The 21,686-nt window shown below is 50.8% G+C and carries 15 protein-coding genes; 8 read left to right on the top strand and 7 right to left on the bottom strand.

The features are described 5' to 3' along the window. Positions 1 to 106: 106 nt before the first annotated feature. The 7 genes from B5D63_RS10595 (at position 107) to B5D63_RS10565 (ending at position 7,905) form a co-directional block, all read left to right on the top strand. Positions 107 to 784 (top strand): phosphonatase-like hydrolase, encoded by a 678-nt coding sequence (locus tag B5D63_RS10595; RefSeq protein ID WP_078668789.1) that lies wholly within the window; start codon positions 107 to 109, stop codon positions 782 to 784. 20 nt (positions 785 to 804) lie between these two features. After that, complete coding sequence (locus tag B5D63_RS10590) at positions 805 to 1,935, top strand: TIGR03364 family FAD-dependent oxidoreductase (protein WP_078668788.1); 1,131 nt, start codon at positions 805 to 807, stop codon at positions 1,933 to 1,935. 434 nt (positions 1,936 to 2,369) lie between these two features. Then, positions 2,370 to 3,068, top strand: coding sequence for an LOG family protein (locus tag B5D63_RS10585; RefSeq protein WP_078668787.1), 699 nt, complete (start codon positions 2,370 to 2,372; stop codon positions 3,066 to 3,068). Positions 3,069 to 3,197: 129 nt separating this feature from the next. Then, complete coding sequence (locus tag B5D63_RS10580) at positions 3,198 to 3,836, top strand: O-methyltransferase (RefSeq protein ID WP_078668786.1); 639 nt, start codon at positions 3,198 to 3,200, stop codon at positions 3,834 to 3,836. A gap of 37 nt (positions 3,837 to 3,873) precedes the next feature. After that, positions 3,874 to 5,346: a glucosaminidase domain-containing protein gene (locus tag B5D63_RS10575; protein WP_078668785.1), complete on the top strand. Its 1,473-nt coding sequence runs from the start codon at positions 3,874 to 3,876 to the stop codon at positions 5,344 to 5,346. A gap of 52 nt (positions 5,347 to 5,398) precedes the next feature. Continuing rightward, positions 5,399 to 5,941, top strand: coding sequence for a hypoxanthine phosphoribosyltransferase (hpt, locus tag B5D63_RS10570; RefSeq protein ID WP_078668784.1), 543 nt, complete (start codon positions 5,399 to 5,401; stop codon positions 5,939 to 5,941). Between the two features lie 218 nt (positions 5,942 to 6,159). Then, complete coding sequence (locus tag B5D63_RS10565; RefSeq protein ID WP_078668783.1) at positions 6,160 to 7,905, top strand: YfbK domain-containing protein; 1,746 nt, start codon at positions 6,160 to 6,162, stop codon at positions 7,903 to 7,905. A gap of 3 nt (positions 7,906 to 7,908) precedes the next feature. Here the strand turns inward: B5D63_RS10565 and B5D63_RS10560 are convergent, their stop codons facing one another. The 3 genes from B5D63_RS10560 to B5D63_RS10550 form a co-directional block, all read right to left on the bottom strand. Then, positions 7,909 to 8,850, bottom strand: a complete 942-nt coding sequence (locus B5D63_RS10560) for a class I SAM-dependent methyltransferase (RefSeq protein WP_235021509.1) — start codon at positions 8,848 to 8,850, stop codon at positions 7,909 to 7,911. A gap of 122 nt (positions 8,851 to 8,972) precedes the next feature. Next, positions 8,973 to 10,145 (bottom strand): molecular chaperone DnaJ, encoded by a 1,173-nt coding sequence (dnaJ, locus tag B5D63_RS10555; protein ID WP_078668782.1) that lies wholly within the window; start codon positions 10,143 to 10,145, stop codon positions 8,973 to 8,975. Positions 10,146 to 10,255: 110 nt separating this feature from the next. Continuing rightward, a complete protein-coding gene (locus B5D63_RS10550; protein ID WP_235021508.1) occupies positions 10,256 to 10,849 on the bottom strand; it encodes a nucleotide exchange factor GrpE in 594 nt (197 codons plus the stop codon). Between the two features lie 109 nt (positions 10,850 to 10,958). On the opposite strand from B5D63_RS10550, the gene B5D63_RS10545 reads away from it, so the two are divergent. Then, positions 10,959 to 12,131, top strand: coding sequence for a class I SAM-dependent rRNA methyltransferase (locus B5D63_RS10545; protein ID WP_078668781.1), 1,173 nt, complete (start codon positions 10,959 to 10,961; stop codon positions 12,129 to 12,131). An 84-nt stretch (positions 12,132 to 12,215) separates the two neighbouring features. Here B5D63_RS10545 and B5D63_RS10540 read toward each other — a convergent pair whose 3' ends face one another. The 4 genes from B5D63_RS10540 to B5D63_RS35880 all read right to left on the bottom strand — a co-directional run bounded on the left by B5D63_RS10540 (position 12,216) and on the right by B5D63_RS35880 (position 21,609). Then, positions 12,216 to 12,458 carry a T9SS type A sorting domain-containing protein gene (locus B5D63_RS10540; protein WP_168810354.1) on the bottom strand — a complete coding sequence of 81 codons (243 nt, stop codon included), beginning with the start codon at positions 12,456 to 12,458 and terminating at the stop codon, positions 12,216 to 12,218. A 295-nt stretch (positions 12,459 to 12,753) separates the two neighbouring features. After that, a complete protein-coding gene (locus B5D63_RS10535; RefSeq protein ID WP_078668779.1) occupies positions 12,754 to 13,785 on the bottom strand; it encodes a PorP/SprF family type IX secretion system membrane protein in 1,032 nt (343 codons plus the stop codon). 15 nt (positions 13,786 to 13,800) lie between these two features. Further along, positions 13,801 to 16,659, bottom strand: coding sequence for a PKD domain-containing protein (locus B5D63_RS10530; protein ID WP_078668778.1), 2,859 nt, complete (start codon positions 16,657 to 16,659; stop codon positions 13,801 to 13,803). Positions 16,660 to 16,782: 123 nt separating this feature from the next. Then, complete coding sequence (locus B5D63_RS35880) at positions 16,783 to 21,609, bottom strand: PKD domain-containing protein (protein ID WP_159455977.1); 4,827 nt, start codon at positions 21,607 to 21,609, stop codon at positions 16,783 to 16,785. Positions 21,610 to 21,686: the final 77 nt, after the last annotated feature.

The raw sequence follows: 21,686 nt of genomic DNA, 5'->3' as shown, positions 1-21,686 counted from the left end.
GGGTTTTTTTTATTCCTCTTCATGTTACCTCCTTGTTAAATTTGTTTATAAATGCTAAACTTATTTTTACAACTTTTATACCTTTGTGTCATCAATTTTTAAAGCGATGGAGATTAAATTAGCTGTTTTTGATATTGCGGGCACCACACTGCACGACGAAGCCAATGTGGCGAAAGTATTGCAACAGGCCATTCAACTGGCAGGCGTGTATGTATCCCTGGAAGAAGTCAATGAAGTAATGGGATATGCCAAACCTTATGCGATCCGTTATCTGCTGCAACAGAAAAACGACCCGCGGTATGCGGACGACAGTTTTATCGGCGGGTTGCACACCCGGTTTGTGGAAGATATGAAAGCGCATTACGCGAATGATGGTTCCGTGAGGGAGAAGCAGGGGGTATCTGCCGTGTTTGCCGCTTTGCGGCAGAAAGGCATCAAAGTAGCGCTGGACACGGGTTTTGACCGCGATATTACCAACGTGATCCTGCAAAGGACCGGCTGGCAGCAGCAGGGGCTGGTAGACGCTGTCGCTACCAGCGACGAGGTGCCTTATGGCCGCCCATATCCTTATATGATCTATCGTATCATGGAAACGCTGGAAGTGCGCAGCATCGGGGAAGTAATGAAGGTAGGCGATACCATTTCTGATCTGGAAGAAGGTACCAACGCGGGTTGTCGTTATGTGGTGGGCGTTACTACAGGCGCCTATAGCCGGGAAGAACTGGAGAAAGGTCCGCATACCCACCTGGTGGCTTCTCTGGATGAACTGTTATCTATTTTATAAATTCTTGCTCAATAGCGATCATGCAACAACAACAAGCGGATGTAGCGGTAGTAGGCGCCGGCATCGTAGGATTGGCCATGGCGTACAAGCTGGCATCCAAAGGGAAAAAAGTGGTTTTATTTGAAAGGAACAGCAGGGCTATCAGTGCTTCCATCCGCAATTTCGGACTGGTATGGCCTATTGGTCAGCGTGCAGGTAAAATGTACCAGCGGGCCATGCATAGCCGCAGCGTATGGAAAGAACTGGCAGCGGCTACGGGCCTGCAATGCCAGGAAACAGGCTCCCTGCACCTGGTATACGAAAAAGACGAGCTGGCCGTGTTGGAAGAATTTGCCGCCGCAGCGCCCGCCAATGGATTTGACTGCCAGATGATAGCACCGGAAAATATTGGTCAGTATACGAAAGCCATCAAAACCGAAGGTTTGCAGGGTGCGCTCTGGAGCCCGACGGAAATGACTGTCAACCCACGGCAGGCCAGTGCCGCCATTGCACGTCACCTCGAAGAGAAAATGAACGTGACCGTTCGTTTTAATACAGCCGTCAACGGTATCAGCCTGCCTTATATAGAAACGAAAGACGAAAAGTGGAAAGTAGACCAGGTATATGTTTGCAGCGGCGCTGATTTTGAGACGCTGTATCCTGCTGCCTACGCGGCCGCGCCCCTCACCAAATGTAAACTGCAGATGATGCGCACCATTCCGCAGCCGGGCGGCTGGCAGTTGGGGCCTGCGCTCTGCGCCGGTCTCACCCTCGCGCACTATGCATCCTTCAGCGATTGTGCCGCGCTGACACCGCTCAAACAACGCTTTGAACAGGAAATGCCGGAGTATGTAAAATGGGGCATCCACCTGCTGATTTCCCAGAATGGGGCGGGTGAACTGACCATTGGTGATTCGCATGAATATGGTCCGGACTTCGAACCATTTGATAAGGCGTTTATCAATGACCTTATTCTGAAGTATATGCATACTTTCCTCGAGGCGCCTGCCTATACTATCCAGGAACAGTGGCATGGCATTTATCCCAAACTGACCAACGGCGCCACAGAGCTGGTGATGTCGCCGGAAAAGGGCGTCACCATTGTGAATGCCCTCAGTGGGGCCGGTATGACGTTGTCTTTCGGCCTTGCAGAAGAACTCACCGCTCTTTAAAGCAGTTAACGATACAAAAAGGGACGATCATTTCGTATAGGCGAAATGGTTGTCCCTTTTTTATATATCTAACACCCCAGAAACCAGGTATCTAAATATCTAAATAACAAAATCCCAAAATGATTAGGATTTTGCATGAATTATTAATAAATTAAATGCAGATCAAACGTTATGAAAACTATTGCCACAACGATGGCCTTATTTTGCTGGTAACCTATTCACCATATTGCATCACCCAACTTTAGCAACGTTTCTGCAGCCAGGTTTTAACAACATGGCTGCATGTTCATAACGTGTTAAATGTAAAGCGGGTTCCTTTTAAGTTACCTGCTTTTGTTTCTTTATATCTCTAAAAGCCAATAATTCTATAAATTACAGGGTGTCCCTGCCCGTAGGCAGGGGGTAGCATTTTTTGACAAAAAAACAGCAACGGCATGAATGGTAGTTTAAAACACCTTAAGGAAAGAGACTGGACAGAAACAAGGGCGCATTCCAGCTGGCAGATCTTCAAGATCATGGCGGAATTCGTAGAAGGCTTTGAATCGCTTGCTAAAATAGGACCCTGTATATCTATATTCGGATCTGCCCGCACCAAGCAGGGCAACCGCTATTATGAGCTGGCGCAGGAAATTGCGCGCAGGCTGGCAGAAGAAGGATTTGGTATCATTACCGGCGGTGGCCCCGGCGTGATGGAAGCGGCCAATAAGGGTGCACAGGCGGCAAATGGTAAATCGGTAGGGGCCAATATTACGCTGCCGCATGAGCAAAATCCGAATGGCTTTATTGACCCTGATAAGCGGCTCAACTTCGATTATTTCTTTGTGCGAAAAGTAATGTTCACCAAATATTCACAGGGCTTTGTGATGATGCCCGGTGGATTTGGCACCATGGATGAATTTTTTGAAGTGGCCACCCTTATCCAGACCAAAAAAATGGAAGAAACCCCGATGGTACTCGTAGGCCGCGAATATTGGAGCGGTCTGCTGGAATGGATCCGTACCGTGATGATGGAAAAAGAAAGCAACATTAACCCGCAGGACCTCGGCCTGCTGAAGCTTTTCGACACTGCCGACGAGGTGGTGGAATATTTCCGGGTATTTTATACCACCAATAAACTCAGACCTAACTTTTAATGACGGCCGCGCCCGTCAGGCGCGGATATACCTGCCCGTTAGCCGGAAGAATAAATTCCGGCCGGGCAACGTTATGTGTATAGGTGTCGCCGCAACCGGTTTTTTCATAGCTTTGCAGAAATTTTATATATGGAGCTCCTACCGGCAGTTGAGGCATTTGCAGAGAAATACACCAGCGCAGAAAGTCCGCTGTTGTACAAATTGAACCGGGAAACACACCTGAAAGTGGAATTGCCGCATATGCTCAGTGGCCATGTACAGGGAAAGTTCCTGGAGATGGTGAGCCACATGCTGCGGCCCCGCCGGATACTGGAGCTGGGCACCTATACGGGATATTCTGCCATCTGTCTGGCCGCAGGCCTGCCGGATGACGGGGTATTACATACCATCGATATCAACGAAGAACTGGAAACCCTTTGCCATCAATATTTTGAGGCATCCGGGTATGCAGATAAAATAAAAATGCATATCGGAAAAGCAGCCGAAGTGATGACGTCACTGGATGAGATGTTTGATTTAGTGTTTATTGATGCTGACAAAGCCGGTTATGTGCACTATTATGACCTGGTCTGGGAAAAACTGCGTCCCGGCGGATTTATACTGGCTGATAACGTCTTGTACCACGGACAGGTACTGCAGCCGGAAAACGAGCAGGGAAGCCAGGCGAAAGCCATGATCAGATTTTGTGAGAAAGTGCTGGCCGACGACCGTGCAGAACAGGTACTACTCACCATTCGCGACGGTATCCTCCTGATCAGGAAGAAATAGACCGGCACCACACCATGCCCATTAAATTCGACAATACATGCAAGTAAGAAAATTTTTGTTGGTAGTCAGTTTTCTTATTGGCTGCATGCCTCTGCTGAAGGCACAGAAAATCACCACCCAGCAATACATTGCTGCCTATAAGAGCATTGCTATGGAGGAAATGCGCCGTACCGGCGTGCCCGCAGCCATCAAACTCGCACAGGGTATCGTGGAAACCCAGTCCGGCAACGGAACGCTCTGTCTGCAATCCAATAACCACTTCGGTATCAAATGCAAAAACACCTGGACCGGTAAAACCATCCGTTATGATGACGATGCCGCGCAGGAATGTTTCCGTGTATACGACAACGCCCGGGATTCTTACCGTGATCACTCCGATTTCCTGCGCAGCAATCCCCGTTACTCGTTCCTTTTCCGGTTTGACCAGGAGGACTATAAATCCTGGGCTTTCGGGCTGAAACAGGCCGGTTATGCCACCAATAAAACCTATCCGCAGCAGCTGATCAAGATCATTGAAGATTATAACCTCCAGCAATACTCGCTGATTGCGATGGGCAAAGCGGCCCCTGAACAGGAATCTTACGAAGAGAAACCGCCCGTTTATGCTGGTAACAACAACCGCCCGGATAACCGTCCGCCTGCCACCCGGCCACAGCAGGGAGGCTATAACAAGCCCGCAGCCGGCAACTATCCCAAAGGAGTGTTTGAAATCAACGGCCGCCGCGTGATATTTGTGAAAGCCGGTACTTCCCTGATCCAGCTGGCCAGCAAACACAATATCCGCCTGAGCAAGCTGGTTCGCTTCAATGACCTCGACAATGACAATCCTCCCCGGAAAGACATGTTTATCTTCCTGCAGAAGAAAGCTAAAAGCGGTAATAAAGAATATCATAGCGTAGGCAATGGCGAAACCATGCACGACATCGCACAGGCAGAGGGTATCCGCCTGAGATGGCTGCGCCGCCGCAATAAAATGCATGAAGGAGAAGAACCCGCTGCCGGTCAGCGCCTATCCCTCGAAGGTTTTGCTTCCCGCACGCCTGCGCTGGCGAAAAATACCCGTATCCTGAAAGAAGAAGACCAGGAACCGCCGGAAGATTTTTCAAAGGTCAAGGAAGAAGTGGTCAAAAACACCGGTGGCGCCGCGCCCGCACCGGAAACAGCTCGCACTCGCCCGCAACAGGGAGGCGTTCCCGTGGATATGGTGGAAGATCTGAAAAAAGTAGGAGAAGTAGGCTCCAATGGTACCGCTAAAACCACTACGCCGGCCCAACAGCCACCAGTATACCGGCCCGCTCCTCCGGCCCCGGTCCCGGCTACACCGGCCCCGGTATACAAGCCCGCCCCGGCATCTGCCGGTACAGGCGCCAGGTACCACGACGTACAGCCCAAAGAAACACTGTACGGTATCTCCAAAATGTACAATAAGTCCGTAACCCAGTTACAGGAATGGAATAATTTGCAGGGGTTCGATATCAAAATCGGGCAGCGCCTGTTGGTGAATAAATAAGCAGTGATCCTTTTCTGCTTATCATTGTTAAATATGGAAATGAAGTAGTATTATGTCGGTTATTCAGGTGCATGACAAGAAATTCCAGCCCTATATCGGTGCTACAGAGCTGCAGCAGCGCATTCAGCAGATGGCTGCAGACATGAGCCGGGACCTTAAGGACGAGCGCCCGCTGTTTATCGCGATCCTCAACGGTTCTTTTATGTTTGCCGGAGATGTGTTCAAATATCTCAACATTCCGGCCGAGATATCCTTTATTAAACTGGCTTCCTACAAAGGGACCAAATCTACCGGTAACGTGGTGCAGGCCATCGGTCTGGACGAAGACCTTTTCGGCCGCACGGTGGTGATCCTTGAGGATATTGTGGATACCGGTAAAACATTGAGCCAGTTCCTGCCACAACTGGAACATCAGCAACCTAAAAAACTGCTGGTTGCTTCCCTGCTGACAAAGCCGGAAGCCATGGTACATCCTATTAAAATCGACTATCTGGGCTTTTCTGTGCCTAATAAATTCCTGCTGGGTTATGGCCTCGATTACGATGGTTTGGGCCGCAATCTGCCGGAAATCTACCAGTTGGTGGAAGAAGCGTAGAATTCTCGCAAAAAGCGTCTCGCAAAGCCGTCACGCAAAGGCGCAAAGCAGCAAAGGCGCAAAGAAGTAAAATATAAGCGAGCAGAGAAAGCAAAGGAGCGGAGATCAAATTTGATCTCCGCTCCTTTGCTTTCTTATTTAAACTTAAAATATCTTTGCTGCTTTGCTGCTTTGCGCCTTTGCGTGACGGCTTTGCGTGAAAATGATTACCTTAACATATGCGAAAATTCCTATTACTCTTGTTGTTATGGGCTGGCAGTGTACATGCACAAACAATCTGGGTGTCGGGAGCAGTAGAAGACAGTATCACCCATCGCCCTGTGGCGGGCGTCACCGTCAGGGTTGCAGAGGATTCAACCAGGGTACTGACGAACGCCTTCGGGCTTTTCAAAATAGAGATTCCCTCCGCTGTCGCTCAACTGCTGTTTACCCGGGAAGGTTATCGCCCGTTACAGTTGAAGGTGAAAGCCGCTGACCGGCTGCTGATAACATTGTCGCCTATACGTAAAGCCCCTGACCCCATCGCCCTGGCAAAAGCCAGCGCCCGCACACGGCAGAACAGCAACCCCAACTACGGCAACGTAGGCATGGGCGTACACGCTTTTTACAATGAAACATACGGGACCACTTATGAAAACAAGTTCGCCCGCACGCAGGTGCAGCCGGTGTCCGTATTTGCAGTAGATGTGGACAGGGCGGCCTATAGTAATATCCGGCGTTTCCTGCGGCTGAAAGAACCGGTGCCGGTAGATGCTGTCCGGATTGAAGAGATGGTGAACTACTTCCATTACAATTACCCGTTGCCACCGGAAGGCCAGACCATGGCGGTATACAGTCATTATACAACCTGTCCCTGGGAGCCGGCGCATCAGCTGCTGCAGATAGCGTTGCGGGCCAAGGCTTTGCAGACAGACAGCCTCCCCCCCAGTAATCTCGTTTTCCTGGTCGACGTTTCCGGCTCCATGGGCGTGCCCAACAAGCTACCCCTGATGCAGGCAGCTTTCCGTATCCTGGTCAACAACCTGCGGCCGGTAGACAAAGTAGCGATCGTAGCCTATGCCGGTACGCCCGGCATTAAGCTGCCCGCCACGGCCGGGGACCAGAAAGAGACCATCCTCAATGCCATCGATAATCTCGTTGCCGGCGGCGCTACCGCAGGGGAGGCTGCCATTAAAATGGCCTATCAGATCGCCGTGGAGCAGTTCATCCCGGACGGTAACAACCGTGTGATCCTGGCTACAGACGGGGACTTCAATGTGGGGCTTACCAGTGATGCTGAAATGGAGGAGCTGATCATGGAAAAGAAAGAAAGTGGCGTGTTGCTGACCTGCCTTGGTTTCGGGATGAAGAATTATAAAGACTCCAAGCTGCAGTCCTTGTCCAGCAAGGGTAATGGCAACTTTGCCTATATTGATGACCTGGAAGAGGCCAGTAAGATTTTTGCGCGCGAGTTTGGCAGTACACTTTTCACCGTGGCGCGGGATGTACAAACAACGGTAACGTTTAACCCGGCCGTCGTAAAATCGTATAGGCTTATCGGTTATGAGAACAAAGTGTATGAAGCAGATACGGCTGCTTCGTCCAGGCATGGCGGTGGTATAGTAGGAAGCGGGCATTGTGCGGTGGCCATGTATGAGATCGTGCCGCGTGACAATGTGCCTGCGGCGGACAGTCTGCTGGCCAACATCAGCATCGCTTACCGTCATCCGCTGAATACTGCCCTTTATACGCTGGAAGCCGGCATAAAAGGGGAGGCCACAGCTTTTGAGAAGGCGCCGGACGACTACCGGTTTGCCGCTGCAGTGGCGTTGTTGGGCATGATACTCCGCAACTCCGCTTACCGTGGCTGCGGTGATACCGACATGGTCGCAGACATCGCCCGAAGGGCCCTGGGTAAAGACAAAGAAGGGTATCGACAGGAATTCCTGAAGATGGTGAAGCTGGTCCGTAAGAGGAAACGCTAAGGCTTATTTGGTAAGCCGGTAGCATTTACGCACCATCTTCTGCTGAAAATCGAAGGGCAATGTTTGATTAGTGATGTCTTTGATACTGGCTGCATTGATTTTGTCTTCCTCCAGTATAAAACGCCGGTAGTTATTGCTGAAATACACCACGCCGTCTTTTTTGGTGGCGAGCAGTACTTTGTTGAGCAGTTCAGCATGGTCCCTTTGGATATCGAGGAAATCCTTCATCCGCTTGCTGTTGGAGAAAGTGGGCGGGTCCATGATCACCAGATCGAAGGTGTTAAGTTTAAGGGTATCGAGATATTGCAGCACGTCGGCGTGCACAAAAGTATGTTTGCCGGTGTCGAAACCGTTGAGCTTCATATTTTCTTCCGCCCAGGCGAGGTAGGTCTTGGAGAGGTCTACAGACGTTACTTCCGAGGCGCCGCCGGCGGCAGCGTACACGGAGAATGAGCCGGTATAGCAAAAGAGGTTCAGTACTTTTTTATCTTTCGCTTCATGGCGTACCATGCCCCGGGTGGTGCGGTGGTCGAGGAAAAGGCCGGTGTCGAGATAATCGGACAGGTTGATCTTAAACTTCAGTCCGCCTTCGTACACCGTCATTTCACGGCTTTCGGCGCTGAGTTTTTCGTATTGACTTTGACGGTTTTCTTTCCGTTGCCGTTGTTTTACCCAAATATTGGCTGGCGGCACGTTCAGCACTTTACTGATCAGTTCCAGGCAGGTATCGAGCCAGGCTTCGTGGTCGGCTTCTTCCATCCCGTGACGGCGTTGATATTCGGCAATGTACACATGATCTTCATACATCTCTATGCTGAAGGGAAATTCAGGAATATCATCATCATACACCCGGTAGCAGGTGATGTTTTGCCGTTTGGCCAGTTTGGAAATATGCCGGAATACTTTGGTGAGCCGGTTCTCGAACATCTGTAGTTTGGAATCCATCTTATTTTGATATTTTGATATTTGGTTATTTAGTTATTTAAAGACGAAGACCACAGCGAACGGAAATCCGCTATGGTCTTCGTCTTTAAATAACTAAATAAAAAAATATTCAAATAATAAAATCAACTAAAAATATCCCTGACTTTTTCGAAGAATCCTTTCTCGGATTTTTCCGGATTAGGTTTGAAATTGTCGGAGGTCTGAAGTTTGTCGAGCATCGATTTTTCTTCTGCGCTGACGTGTTGTGGCGTCCAAACGTTTACGTGTATCAGCTGGTCACCTTTTTCGTAGGAGTTCACAGAGGGGAAGCCTTTGCCTTTGAGGCGGAAGATTTTACCACTTTGTGTTCCTGCGGGTATTTTGATTTTCGCTTTACCGTCGATGGTGGGTACTTCCACCTGGGTGCCGTATACGGCATCGGGGAAGGAGATATGCAGGTCGTAGGCTACGTTGAGGCCATCGCGCTGCAGTTCAGGGTGTGGTTCCTCTTCGATGAGGATGAGGAGGTCACCGGGGGCGCCGCCTCTTTCGCCGGCATTGCCTTTACCGCTCATGCTCAGCTGCATACCTTCCTGTACGCCTGCCGGGATGTCGATGCTCACCATTTCTTCGCCGTACATGCGGCCTTCACCTTTACAGTGGCCGCATTTGCTGGTGATGATCTGGCCTTCGCCGTGACAGGTAGGGCAGGTGGTAACCGTCTGCATCTGGCCGAGGAAGGTCTGGGTAACTTTTCTTACCTGACCGGAGCCACCGCAGGTGTTACAGGTCTGGAACGCATTTTTGTCTTTCGCGCCCAGGCCGCCGCAGTGTTGACACGGAACGTATTTCTTTACTTTGATTTTTTTGTTGGCGCCTTTGGCGATTTCCTCATAGGTCAGACGGATTTTCACGCGCAGGTTGGAACCGCGGGTACCACGACCACGACGGCCACCGCCACCGCCGCCACGGCCACCACCGCCGAAGAAGCTGCCGAAAATATCGTCGTTACCGAAAATGTCACCGAAATTGGAGAAGATGTCTTCCATGTTCATGCCACCACCTCCAAAACCGCCGCTGCGGCCGCCGTTCATGCCAGCATGCCCGAAGCGGTCATATTGCGCGCGTTTGTCGGCATCGCTTAAAACCTCATAGGCTTCGGCTGCTTCTTTGAACTTTTCTTCCGCCTCTTTATTGTTGGGATTGCGGTCAGGGTGAAACTGCATGGCTACCTTACGGTAGGCTTTCTTGATTTCATCCTGGGAGGCGGACTTGGAAACACCCAGTATTTCGTAATAATCTCTCTTGGTAGACATTATAAAAATCACTTATAACCGGTGCGGGGCACCGGTTTTTTTCAGTAAAAAATATTGTTTTACATCGAGCATAGGCGATCATTGCGGTATATGCCACATCGTCACGTCACTTATTTACCCACGATCACCTTGGCATGACGGATCAGTTTGTCATTCAGGTAATAGCCTTCCTGTAATACATCTACCACTTTACCCTGAAGGTCTGGCGTAGGCGCAGGGATCTCAGTAATGGCTTCGTGGAGGTCCGCATCAAAGGTGGTGTGCAGGCTTTCCATAGGTTTCAGCCCTTTGGCCTGCAGGGTGGTTTTCAGCTTGTTGAATACCAGATTTACCCCGTCTTTGAGAGCAGTGATATCGTTGGCAGTGCTCAGTTGTTTGGCAGCCCGTTCTGAATCATCCAGTACGTCCAGCAAAGATATGATAACTTCTTTACCTGCAGTTTGCAGCAGCTCCAGCCTTTCTTTGGCAGTGCGTTTACGGAAGTTGTCAAACTCAGCCTGCAGACGAAGGTATTTATCCCGCATTTCGTTCAGTTGCTGATCTTTTTTGATCAGTTCCTCTTCAGGTTCTACCTCTAATGCATTAGTCATATGAGATGTTTCACTGATATTTTCCTCAGCATTGAAATCAGGCATGCCTTTTTCGTTTTCTCCAGCATTGTTTGCCTGTCCGTTTGTCTGCATGTCTTGGTCTTTTTCTGTCATAATTGTAATGATTATCTGCAATTGTGCTTAGTCAATTATTTTGCCAACCCCTGTTTGGCCGCCAAAAAGACAGATCTTCTCTGTACCTTTGCCCCTCGAAATAATGTCAATGACCAAGGTTTTTTTAAAGAAACAGATACAAAACAGGGTATTACTGGGCCACCCCTGGATCTTCGGCAACGAAGTGGGCGAAATCAAAGGGGACGTGGTCCCGGGCGATATCGTGGATGTACATACCCATCAGGGCTCTTTTCTCGGCAGAGGGTACATTAACCCGCAGTCGCAGATACTGGTGCGCCTGCTGACCCGCGACAAAAGCGAGGAAATAAACCCCGAATTTTTCTACCGCCGCCTGCTCAAATGCTGGGAATACCGGCAGAAACTGGGATATGTGGAAAACTGCCGCCTCGTCTTCGGCGAAGCGGACGACCTGCCCGCATTGGTGATCGATAAGTTCAACGATTATTTTGTGCTGCAAACCCTGGCGCTGGGTATGGAAAAGTGGAAGCCCGCCATCGTGGAGGCGCTCAACCGCATCTTTTCACCCAAAGGGATCTACGAGCGGAATGACGTGCCGGTAAGGGAACTGGAAGGTATGGAGCAACAAAAAGGTTTCCTCAGCGCGCCTTTCGATACCAATGTCATCATCAACGAAAACGGGCTGAAGTTCCATGTGGATATCGTGAACGGTCAGAAAACGGGTTATTTCCTCGACCAGCAGGACAATCGCCGCGAGATCCGCCAGATCGTAAAGGACGCCAATGTACTGGAAGCTTTCTGCTATACCGGCACTTTCTCCTGCCATGCAGGTTATTACGGCGCTAAAAGCGTACTGGGACTGGATATCTCTGAGCATGCCGTGGAAACCGCGCGCCGCAACGCTGCGCTCAACAATCTCCAGGACGTTTGCCAGTTCCAGGCGGTCAATGCCTTCGACCAGCTGAAACAATACACCCGGGAGGACCGCAAGTTTGATGTGGTCATCCTCGATCCGCCGGCTTTCACCAAAAGCCGTGAAAATATCCGGAAAGCGGTGACCGGCTATAAGGAAATTAACCTCAGGGGCATGAAACTGCTCAATCAGGGCGGTTTCCTGGTAACGGCTTCCTGTACCAACCTGGTGTCACCGGAACTCTTCCTGGAAACCATCGACGCTGCGGCAAAAGACGCCAAAAAACGACTCCGTCAGGTTACCTTCCAGACACAGGCAAAGGACCACCCCATTTTGAGGAATATTGAGAATACAACGTACCTGAAATTTTTGATCGTAGAGATCGCGTGAGGATAAGTAGTAGTGTAGCTTTCGGTATAGGCTTTCTTTAGGATAATGTAATTGTCTGCTGGCGGGAAAGTCAATAGCTGAAAGCTATTTTACTACATTGAATTTTCCGGATTCCACCAGGTTGCCCCGCTGGTCGCGCAATTGAAAGATATAAAGACCGTTGTAGTAGTTGTCCAGATGGACAGTGGTACGGCTACTGATGCCTTTTATCTGATCGATTTTTTTTCCGAGAAAATTGTACACAATAAGATCGTATATGCGGTCGTTATTATGCTGTTGAATTTCAAAGTTGATAAAATTGGTGGCAGGGTTGGGATAGAGTTTCACAATTTGCCTACCCCCCTCCGGATTGTTCGGCAGGGACCCGCTTTGCGCTTTACCCGCAAGGGATAAGAGGCTGAAGAAAGTAAAAAAAATGAGGGTAGAGGTTTTCCACATAGTATTATAAAAATAAAGTTTTATTCAAATATTTCCCAATTTTTGTTTGTTAATAACGGCGCCTTAGCTCCATGTCTCACTCCTAAAAATAACAAACTATGCGCCATTTTGTTAGGTTTTCTGCTTTTTTAGATAAAATTTAACGGTTTTTATTTGGTGAATTAAATTGTTGTATATCAATGATTTAGAATCGTGGGCAATTCAAACGCTCCAAAGTACTGTTCCGGCTGTTAAGGAAACCCTTGAAAACCAATGATACTTCAAAGCCGCCAAAGCTCTGGCTGGCAGTTCTCAACTGCGAAATATTGGCATCATAGCTCATGGCCACCTCAAATTTTTCCATATCTATTTTTACGGTGGGTATCACCGCATCATTCCACCGCAAAAACAGCCCGCCGTAGATGGCCCGGGTAGATTCCAGCCCTTCGTTCATCAGCCCGTAACCGATCAGGGCGCCGCCGATATACTCTGAATACCCGCCCTGGTGCAGCTGGTTATAATGTGCAATCAGTTTTACCCGCTCTTCCAGCGGAATAGTGATGCCCGCGTTGAAAGACAGTTTAGGCGCCAGTTCAATGTTTTTATCGTTATAAAAGGAAATCTTGGCCCGGTTGAAATGATACAGCGCTGCGCCGATAAAGTAGGCCACATCTTCCCCGATCACGCTGTTGTAGCTAAGACCTACACCGGCATCAAGATAACTATATCCTTTCAGGGCCAGTTTGCCTTCTTCACCGGTAGGCGCGGCCGGATCGAAACGGCCGCCGGTGTACTGGTTGTTAAACGTCATGTTGGAAGGATCGAACTGCCGCTGCACCAAACCTCCCATGACGCCGAGGGATAAGAAACTTGTCTTGTCCTCGTTCAGCGACTTGTGATAATTGACCGCCGGGAAGATCTGGGTGGACTGCAGTTTGGAAGTGCCGGCGCGGTCATAGGTGAGCTGCAGCCCGGTGGTCACATAGTCGTTGCTGTTGCCAACGGGGAACTTGATTTCGCCGCTGACAGTGCCGGTTTGATAAGGTATGGTCACACTGTTCCATTGGTTTCGGTATACCGCCTGAAAGCGCACGTCTCCATTGAAAATGCCGATCAGCGCAGGGTTGCGCAGTATCGGCGTTTCATAAAACTGTGACAGGTGTATGTCCTGCGCTTTAAGCTGTACACTACAGCTGAAGCAGATGACTGTCAATAAGACTTTATATACCGTTTTCATATGAACCACTTGTAATTATCTGAGTAATGTTACGTTGCCTTTCAGGCGGAAAAATTCGTTGGCGTCGCAATATGCTTCCACGAAATAGATGTATACGTCTGCTCCCTGCGGCTGCCCGTTGAACGTGCCATTCCAGCCGGCATTGATATCTTCCACCTGTATGTTTTCCCGGTGGAAAACTTCCTGTCCCAGCCGGTTGAAGATGCGGAACGATTTCACAAGGCTGATGCCTTTGCCGCGCAGGTAAAAGATATCGTTCACCCCATCGCCGTTGGGACTGAAAGTATTGGGAATAAATATCAGGTCGGTGTTGCAGACAAGCTCGATCTTCATGACGGCGCTTTTCGTACAACCATACTGGTTAGTGCCGGTAATGGCGTAGGAAATGGACTTTCTGACAGCGGCATTGGTAAAGGGCGACGTTGGGTTATCGAGGTAGTCGGCAGGCGACCATTGCCATTTCACGATATCGGCGCTACCGTTGGCCATCAGGCGTACCACATCTCCGGCCATTACGGTCTGGTCGTTGCCGGCGCTGACGCTGGGTACCTGTTTCACGGATACTTTTACTGACAGGGGTGCGCTCATGGGACACAGCGGGTCGTTGGTGCCTGTTACCTGGTAGGTGATATCTTCCGTTGGTGTAGTGATCGGATTGGCGATGGTGTTGTTTGTCAGCCCCGTCACCGGTGTCCAGTTGTAGACGGCGGCGCCGGTGGCTTTCAGCTGCACGGAAGAGCCGTAGCAGGCGAAGGTATCTTTGCTGACGGTGAGATTGACTTTGGGTACTACAGCGATATCTACAGAATCTCTGGTCGTACATCCGTATACGTTAGCTGCCTCCACGAGGTAGCGGGTGTTGGTTGCCGGCGATGCCACCGGGTCCGGGCAGTATACGCAGCTAAGGCTGCCGCCGTTGAGCCACTGTACGGTGGCATCTGACACGGCGTGCAGGGTAACGGTATTGCCTTCGCAGATTTTAGACTGGGTGGCAGAAGCCCTTACAAAAGGTGTTGGATGGATGTTGATATCTTTCGTTACGGAGTCCTGACAGTTGCGGGCGTCGGTGACCACCAGTTTCACCGGGTATCCGCCGGAGGCGGAATAGGTAGTGGCCGGCGGCGTTTGCGCGGAAGACACCTTGCCGTTGCCGAAGTCCCATTGCCAGCCGGCGATCGGAATATTGGGCGAAGGTGTGGAGGCGTTGGTGAAAGAAACGGGCTGCCCGGCACAGGTGGCCGTAGCGGTGCTGAAATCTGCCTGTGGCGCCAGAATATTGATATTATCTGTTTTGGTAACGATATCGTCGCAGTAGGCAGGGTCTTTATAGCGGATGGTCAGCTGGTCGGTGAAGATACCGGCAGTGGCCCATGTTTTCACAAAGCGCTGGTCAGTGGTGGTATAGGTAGAGCCGTCGCCAAACTGCCAGGTGTAGTCCGCCACCAGGTTGATAGGCACGTTCAGCACCTCATAGGTAGCTTTGCTGCCGCGACAGATGGAGCTTACGCCTGCGGAGAAATCTGCTTTGAAATAATAAACGGTCTGGAAGCTGCTGTGGTTACAGCTGCTGCCGTTGTCGCTGATTGTCAGCCGCACGGTGTACCTGTCGGGTGTGGTATAGGTGTGCGTAGCATTTTGGGTGCTAACGACGGGTGTATTGTCGCCAAAATCCCATTGGTAGGTGGTAGTGGGCGTAGTGCCGACTGAAGTATTGGTGAAGATGAATTTGCTTTTGTCGTTGCAATCGCGGGCTACTGTAAACTGCGACACTGGTCCGGTGATGTTCACCGTTACCGGGGCGGCCGGTGTGTAACATCCGTTGCTGCCGGCTTTCATATTGATGGTGATGTTGCCGTTAGTCACGAAATTATGTCGTATGTCGTTGGCGTACACTTCTTCTTTGGTGCCGTCGCCGAAGTCCCAGCTGTAGCTGTCAGCGTACCTGGCATTGGCCAGTAACCGTACCGGTTCGCCTACGCAGGCGCTGCCGGGCGTGGCGGTGAAACTCACGTCTGAAGGGGGATTACCGGTGCGTACCTGTTTATCGAACGTTTTACTGATTTCGCAGCCGCCGTTGGTGCGGACGGTCACCGTCACCGGGTAAGTGCCTGTTTGCGTATAGGCGTGTGTGGTAGTACCGCTGGTGGTGCTGGCCGTAGCCCCGTCGCCGAAGTTCCATTTCCATTCCGCCACCGGATCATTGAGATCATTGGTGGAGGTGGCGTTGAAGGCGGCGGTATAAGGTACGCAACCACTGACCGGCGCGTCTATGGCTATTTCCGGCTGGGAGATGGTGATGTAAGCTGCTTTTTTCAACGTGGACTGGCAGCCGTTGCTGTTGGTCACCGTCAGCACGACATCATATCTGCCCGCTTTCGTATAGGTGTGGGAAATGAAAGCGTTGCTGGTAGTGACAGGGGCGGTGCCATCGCCGAAATCCCAGGTATGGGCCATGGCATTGGGTGTGGCGTCGGTGAAATTGGCAGTGAAGAGCTTACAGCTGCTGGTCACATCGGCGCTGAAGGACACCTGTGGGGTGGCGCCCACCTCAAAAGTACGGTAGTAGGTGCTGGTGCCGTTAGCGAAAGTAGCTACCAGTGTTACTTTTTTGGGTCCTGATGCCGTGTAGGTGATCTGCGGATTGACATCGTGGGATGTCCTGCCATCACCAAAATCCCAGCTATAGGCTGTGGGATTGCCGGTGCTGTTATTTTTGAATGTAAGTGTGACCGGGTTACACATGCTGGCAGGTACCGCAGTATAGGAGAAATCGGCCTGCTGGGCCCGCAAAAGGTGGCCTGGCAGAAGGAATATCAAAAGCAGCCATATGCTTAGGTATTTCACCTGGTGGTATTTCAGAGGATACGGATACATACCACAAATTAACTAAAAATATTATATATGTAATTTATTAATTTAATCTTTTTTGACTTATTTTCCGTTCGACAGCCATTGTAAACGGCCAATAGCGGTGACCCGGGCATGCTGATTTACCAGCTACCGGATCAGCGTAATATTTCCTTTCAAAATAGTTGACTCTCCGTTATCGCAAACAACTTCTGCGTAGTATATGAATACGTCAGGATTGAGCAAAACACCTTTAAAACGTCCGTCCCACCCGGTGGAAGCGTCATCCGTAGAGAGGCTGGCGCGTTCGAACATCACCTGCCCCCAGCGGTTGTAAATCCGGAAAATGCGTATGCTCTGTAAACCACGTCCGCGGATATAGAAAACATCGTTGACCCCATCCCCATTGGGTGAAAAGGTGTTGGGGATGAAGATGTTGGCCCCGTTGCAAAGGGTCGTTATATGGACATCATCCCCGGCGATGCAGCCGTACCGGTTCATAACGCTTACATGATAGGTGACAGACGACTTGAGCGTTGCAACGGGCGTCAGGCAGTCATGGCAACTCAGGCCGGCAGATGGCTGCCATGTAACTGCAGTAATGTCGCTGCTTCCTTTGACGGGGAGGGGGATCTGTGTGCCGGTAGCGCCTACAATGTCCTGTCCGGCCTCCACCTGCGGTACAGGGTGTACATCAACCCTGGCAAAGGCCGTGTCTGTAAAGCATCCGGCCTGATCGAAGCCTACCAGCCGGTAGGTGATAGTCCGGGAAGGCGTGGCAACGGGCTCGGCCATCTCCGGATGGTCCAGCCCTTCCGAAGGAGACCATTGATAACGGGACGCGCCACCTGCCTGCATTTGCACGCTTTTTCCGTAACAAATGCCGGCATCCAGTGCAAACACTTTAAAAGGCTGTATGACCCTGATGCGCACGGTTGCCTCGTTTTTGCAACCAAATTCACTCATGGCCTTCACCGTGTATACTGAGTCCTGATCCGGTTTTACCACGGGTGTTTTGCTGGCGGCGTTGGAAATATTGTAAGGCGTCCAACTGACGGTGGCCGTTGCATCGGTATTGGAAGAGAGTTGCAGGGACGCACCCTTGCAGATGGTGGCTTCTGCGGGCGCGGGACGCAGATTGGGGGCCGGATGCACCACGATATTGGCGCTTGCGCCCACAGGGCACGACCCGTCAGCGTTGGCGATTGTTAGCGTGACCGGAATAGTGCCAACGGCATTAACATCTATGTCAGGGGGCGCGGGGATATCAAATTCCAGTCCATTGCCCAGCTGCCATTTCCAACGGGTGCCTGGTATGTTGCTGTTGTCGGCGCCGCGAAGCTGTACTTTACCGGAAATGCACAGTGCAGGAATAGGAGAAATGGAGGGTTGTGGTTGCGCGGGAATCGATACCGGTGAGGTTTTACGGTCCTTACAGCCATAACTGCTGGTCATTTCCAATGTTACCTGAAAAGTGCCCGGGGCCGGATAGGAAAAAGTGCCATCCTTGTTGCCGGAGGTGCTGCCATCGCTGTTCGTCCATCGGCTGCTGTAGGGAAGACCGAGGAGATCGCCGGTAACGGATGTACTGGTGTTTTTAAACAGGACTTTTCCGCCTCCGCAGGCGGCACTGTTATCTATGGTGAAATTGGCGGTCATTTTATCTGCCACGATGCGGAAGTCGCCCTCGGCTTTAACAGCGCACCCCCTGTTGTCTATCAGCGACACGCGCGGTGTATAAATACCCGGCTGGGTATAGGTATGAGCCGGTGCTTCCGGTATGTTAGTGGTTTGCACAATACCGTCATCAAAATCCCATTGATAAGTGACGGTTTTGTTGGCGGTTGCTGCCATCTTCACGGGTAGCGGAATGCAGCCGTTTATCGGGGTTGTAGTGAATGATCCGTCCGGGCCCTCTACCGTCAATGGAAGTGTTTTGCTCGAAGAACAGTTGCCTTCGGCATAAACGGTGAGTGTCACGTTGTATGTTTTTGCGCGGACGTAGATATGTGCCCCCGGATCGTTTTGACTGGAGGTGCTGTTGTCGCCGAAATCCCACACCGAGCTTGTAAAATTGCTGGAAGTATTGGTGAATAACACTTTTACCGGCGGGCATAGCTCCTTAATTGGCGGAAAGGAAAAATCCGCCACAGGGTCCGGTACCTGCAAGGCACCGGGCTTGCTGATCTGGTCTGTACAGCCGGTCCGCGATGTTACCTTCAGGGATACCGTATAGGTGCCGGGAGCGCTGTAGGCTTTAACCGGGTTGTTATCGCTGCCGGTGGTATGGTCCCCGAAGTCCCATGCGTAATTGACAATGTCTCCGGTTGAAATACTGGTGAAAGCGACAGGACTGTTTTTGCATGCTATGCCGGACTGAACAGAAAAGTCTGCTTTGACAGCTTCCAGATTAACTATTTGCTGTGTCTTCGTTTGACAACCATAATGATCTGTGGTGGTCAGGGTAACAACATAAGCATTAAAGCCGGTGTATCGATGTGTTGTTTGGAGCGGTTGCGTGGTGTTGCTTTCATCAGGACTGCCGTCGCCGAAGTTCCATGTCCAGTGGATAATCTTATTACCGGCATCTACGGTGGATTTGTCACTAAAAGTCAGCGGGGTGTTTTTGCACGGCATTCCGCTCACCGTAAAATTTGTCATTGCCCCGTGTACTGCGATTGTTACAGGTGTGGCAACTTTTTTACACGTGTTGGCGTCTTCAAGCGTAAGCTGAATAACATACCTGCCTGACCGTTGATAGGTATGGGTCAGTCCCTTCGCAGGATCAATGTCGGTACCGGCCAGTTCCAGTATGGTCCCGTCTCCCCAGTCCCACACATAGTTCCTGATATTGGCGGGATTCACCGGACCAATGCCAACATGCAATGTCTGGCCAAGACATATCTGTGTGGTGTCCGGTAGCAGTAAGGGTTTTTCATCGATGATATAAATGTCTGCAGACGTTTCTGATTGGCAGACGCCATCGTCTATGAGCAGCGTCACCGTTTTTCTACCGGTAGTGGTATAACGGAAATCGGGATTTTGTTGTGTGGAGGTGGCGGCGCCTTCGCCAAATTTCCATAGCCATTGTTTTTTGAGTACAGGTTCCGGTCCGAAATTGGAATGATCAGTAAATTTCCGGTGGTAGCGGTCATTACAGTCGGGCGTAGTGGAGAACGCAGCTTTGGGCGGCTTGATTTTGATATACTGTGATTTGACCAACCGCCCGATACAGCCGTTGTTATTAACGTTCAGGCGAATATCATGTAAGCCGGGCTGAGAAAACCGGTGAACAGGATTTTCTTCTGTACTGGTGCTGTTATCCTGCAGGAATTCCCAAAGGTAGGTGACACCTGGTCCTTTAGGGGCAGACAGGTTAGTGAACTGTATCGGCTCCATTGGGCAGGACAGCGACGGCGAGGCGGTGAAATCAACCACTGGCGGGGTGCCCACCCGGAAGATGACATGGGTATCTATCAGACATCCCAGGGAAGATTTCGCCCGAAGGGCTACTGTATAAATTCCCTGTTGTGTATAGGTATGGGACGGGTTTGCCAGATTGGAGGTGACGCCGTCGCCAAAATTCCACTGATAGCTGGTGATCGCTTCTGCAGGGCTGAGGGCAGCCGTAAAGCTTACCTGGTAGGGAATACATCCGGAATCGCCTGCAGGAGAGATTGTAAGCACAGGCAGACCGATGCGGATGTAATCAGGTAGTGTGATGGTAGTAGCACACCCGACACTGTTGGCCGCAGTCAGCGTTACGGGGAAAGTGCCGCTGCGGGTATAGGTGTGAGATGTTTTTTGGGTGGTAGCCGTAGTGCCATCGCCAAAATCCCATTGCCATGAGTTGGCATATTGCGACTGTGCCTGAAAGATGGTTGTAAAAGGAGGTGTACAGCCATGTACAGGGGAGCCGACAGGATTTATTACCGGGCGGGGTTCAATTTCGACGTTCTGCGTGAGTTCCCGTGAGCAGCTGCCAAATGTTACCTTCATTTTTACGGTATAGTCGCCTGCGGCGCCGGCTATAAATCCAGCGGTGCCCCCGGTGGCGGTACTGCCATCCGGCAGCATCCAGGTAATATTATCCGGTGCCGGTGTTGTTGTACTGGTCAGCGTAACCGGCTCGCCGGGGCATTTTGTTTGTGTCGAAAAGCCGGGGACAATTTTCTGAACCAGGATGTAGTCCTTTTTTGCCAGGGGAGCTGCGCAGGTGTTGGGGGTTGTAGGGATAAGTGTTACGGTGTAGGCGCCTTCCGTGGTATAAGTGTGCGTATCGTCTGTGCCGTTGGTGCCGTCGCCATAGTCCCATTTGTAAGCAACAGGGGTACCGGAATTATTAGAGGATGTATTCCGGAAAGTAACGGTAAACGGTGTGGAACAGCTTTTGGTTTGATCTGCTGTAAAAGACAATACCGGCGGTTCTTTAACAGTGACAGTTGTCGGATTACTGGTGGCTTTACATCCCTGGCTGTTGGTAACGAGGCTGATGACCCGGTAGGTGCCGGGCGTAGTGAACTGGTGGCTGACGATCGGTCCCTGATCAGCGCCGCCGTCGCCGAAGTTCCAGAGTATGTTGGTTATGGCGGTTCCCTGACCAGGATTGGATTGGTCCTTAAATTGAACTGTTAGTGGAGTGCAGCCGCTGCTGTTATCCAGGGTAAACGAAACCAGGGGGTTGTTAAAAACGATGATGTCTGCCGATTTGGTCACTTTAGCCGCCGGGTAGTCAACCGTTAGGGTAACATGATAGGTCCCGGCGACCGTAAATATCCTGGAGGGAGAAAGATTGCCGGTTACCCTGGCGCCAACGCCAAAATCCCATTCCACATTAGTATAGCCGGGATCAACCTTTCCGTTAAAGTTCGCCGTTAGCGGGGCACAGCCGCTGGTTTTATCTGTCTGTATTTCCACGTTTTGTGCTGCCAGCCCGCCCGCCGGGACCAGCGGGATGAGAAATATGCTGAGAAGCACAAATAGGGAAATACGCGTGTTTTTCATCGGGGCAGTAGGTGTCGATTTGGCTGATATATCCTACATAACGCCTATGT

It is taken from the genome of Chitinophaga eiseniae (assembly GCF_900167135.1).
GTDB classification, from domain to species: Bacteria; Bacteroidota; Bacteroidia; order Chitinophagales; family Chitinophagaceae; genus Chitinophaga; species Chitinophaga eiseniae.
This window is presented reverse-complemented; position numbering and strand designations above follow the sequence as displayed.

Coding starts and splice junctions, on each gene's coding strand:
- B5D63_RS10580 (WP_078668786.1), top strand. CDS start 3,198: ATGGAGCTCCTACCGGCAGTTGAGGCATTTGCAGAGAAATACACCAGC.
- B5D63_RS10550 (WP_235021508.1), bottom strand. CDS start 10,849: ATGACAGAAAAAGACCAAGACATGCAGACAAACGGACAGGCAAACAAT.
- B5D63_RS10590 (WP_078668788.1), top strand. CDS start 805: ATGCAACAACAACAAGCGGATGTAGCGGTAGTAGGCGCCGGCATCGTA.
- dnaJ (WP_078668782.1), bottom strand. CDS start 10,145: ATGTCTACCAAGAGAGATTATTACGAAATACTGGGTGTTTCCAAGTCC.
- B5D63_RS10560 (WP_235021509.1), bottom strand. CDS start 8,850: ATGGATTCCAAACTACAGATGTTCGAGAACCGGCTCACCAAAGTATTC.
- B5D63_RS10545 (WP_078668781.1), top strand. CDS start 10,959: ATGACCAAGGTTTTTTTAAAGAAACAGATACAAAACAGGGTATTACTG.
- hpt (WP_078668784.1), top strand. CDS start 5,399: ATGTCGGTTATTCAGGTGCATGACAAGAAATTCCAGCCCTATATCGGT.
- B5D63_RS10585 (WP_078668787.1), top strand. CDS start 2,370: ATGAATGGTAGTTTAAAACACCTTAAGGAAAGAGACTGGACAGAAACA.
- B5D63_RS10530 (WP_078668778.1), bottom strand. CDS start 16,659: ATGTATCCGTATCCTCTGAAATACCACCAGGTGAAATACCTAAGCATA.
- B5D63_RS10535 (WP_078668779.1), bottom strand. CDS start 13,785: ATGAAAACGGTATATAAAGTCTTATTGACAGTCATCTGCTTCAGCTGT.
- B5D63_RS10565 (WP_078668783.1), top strand. CDS start 6,160: ATGCGAAAATTCCTATTACTCTTGTTGTTATGGGCTGGCAGTGTACAT.
- B5D63_RS10575 (WP_078668785.1), top strand. CDS start 3,874: ATGCAAGTAAGAAAATTTTTGTTGGTAGTCAGTTTTCTTATTGGCTGC.
- B5D63_RS10595 (WP_078668789.1), top strand. CDS start 107: ATGGAGATTAAATTAGCTGTTTTTGATATTGCGGGCACCACACTGCAC.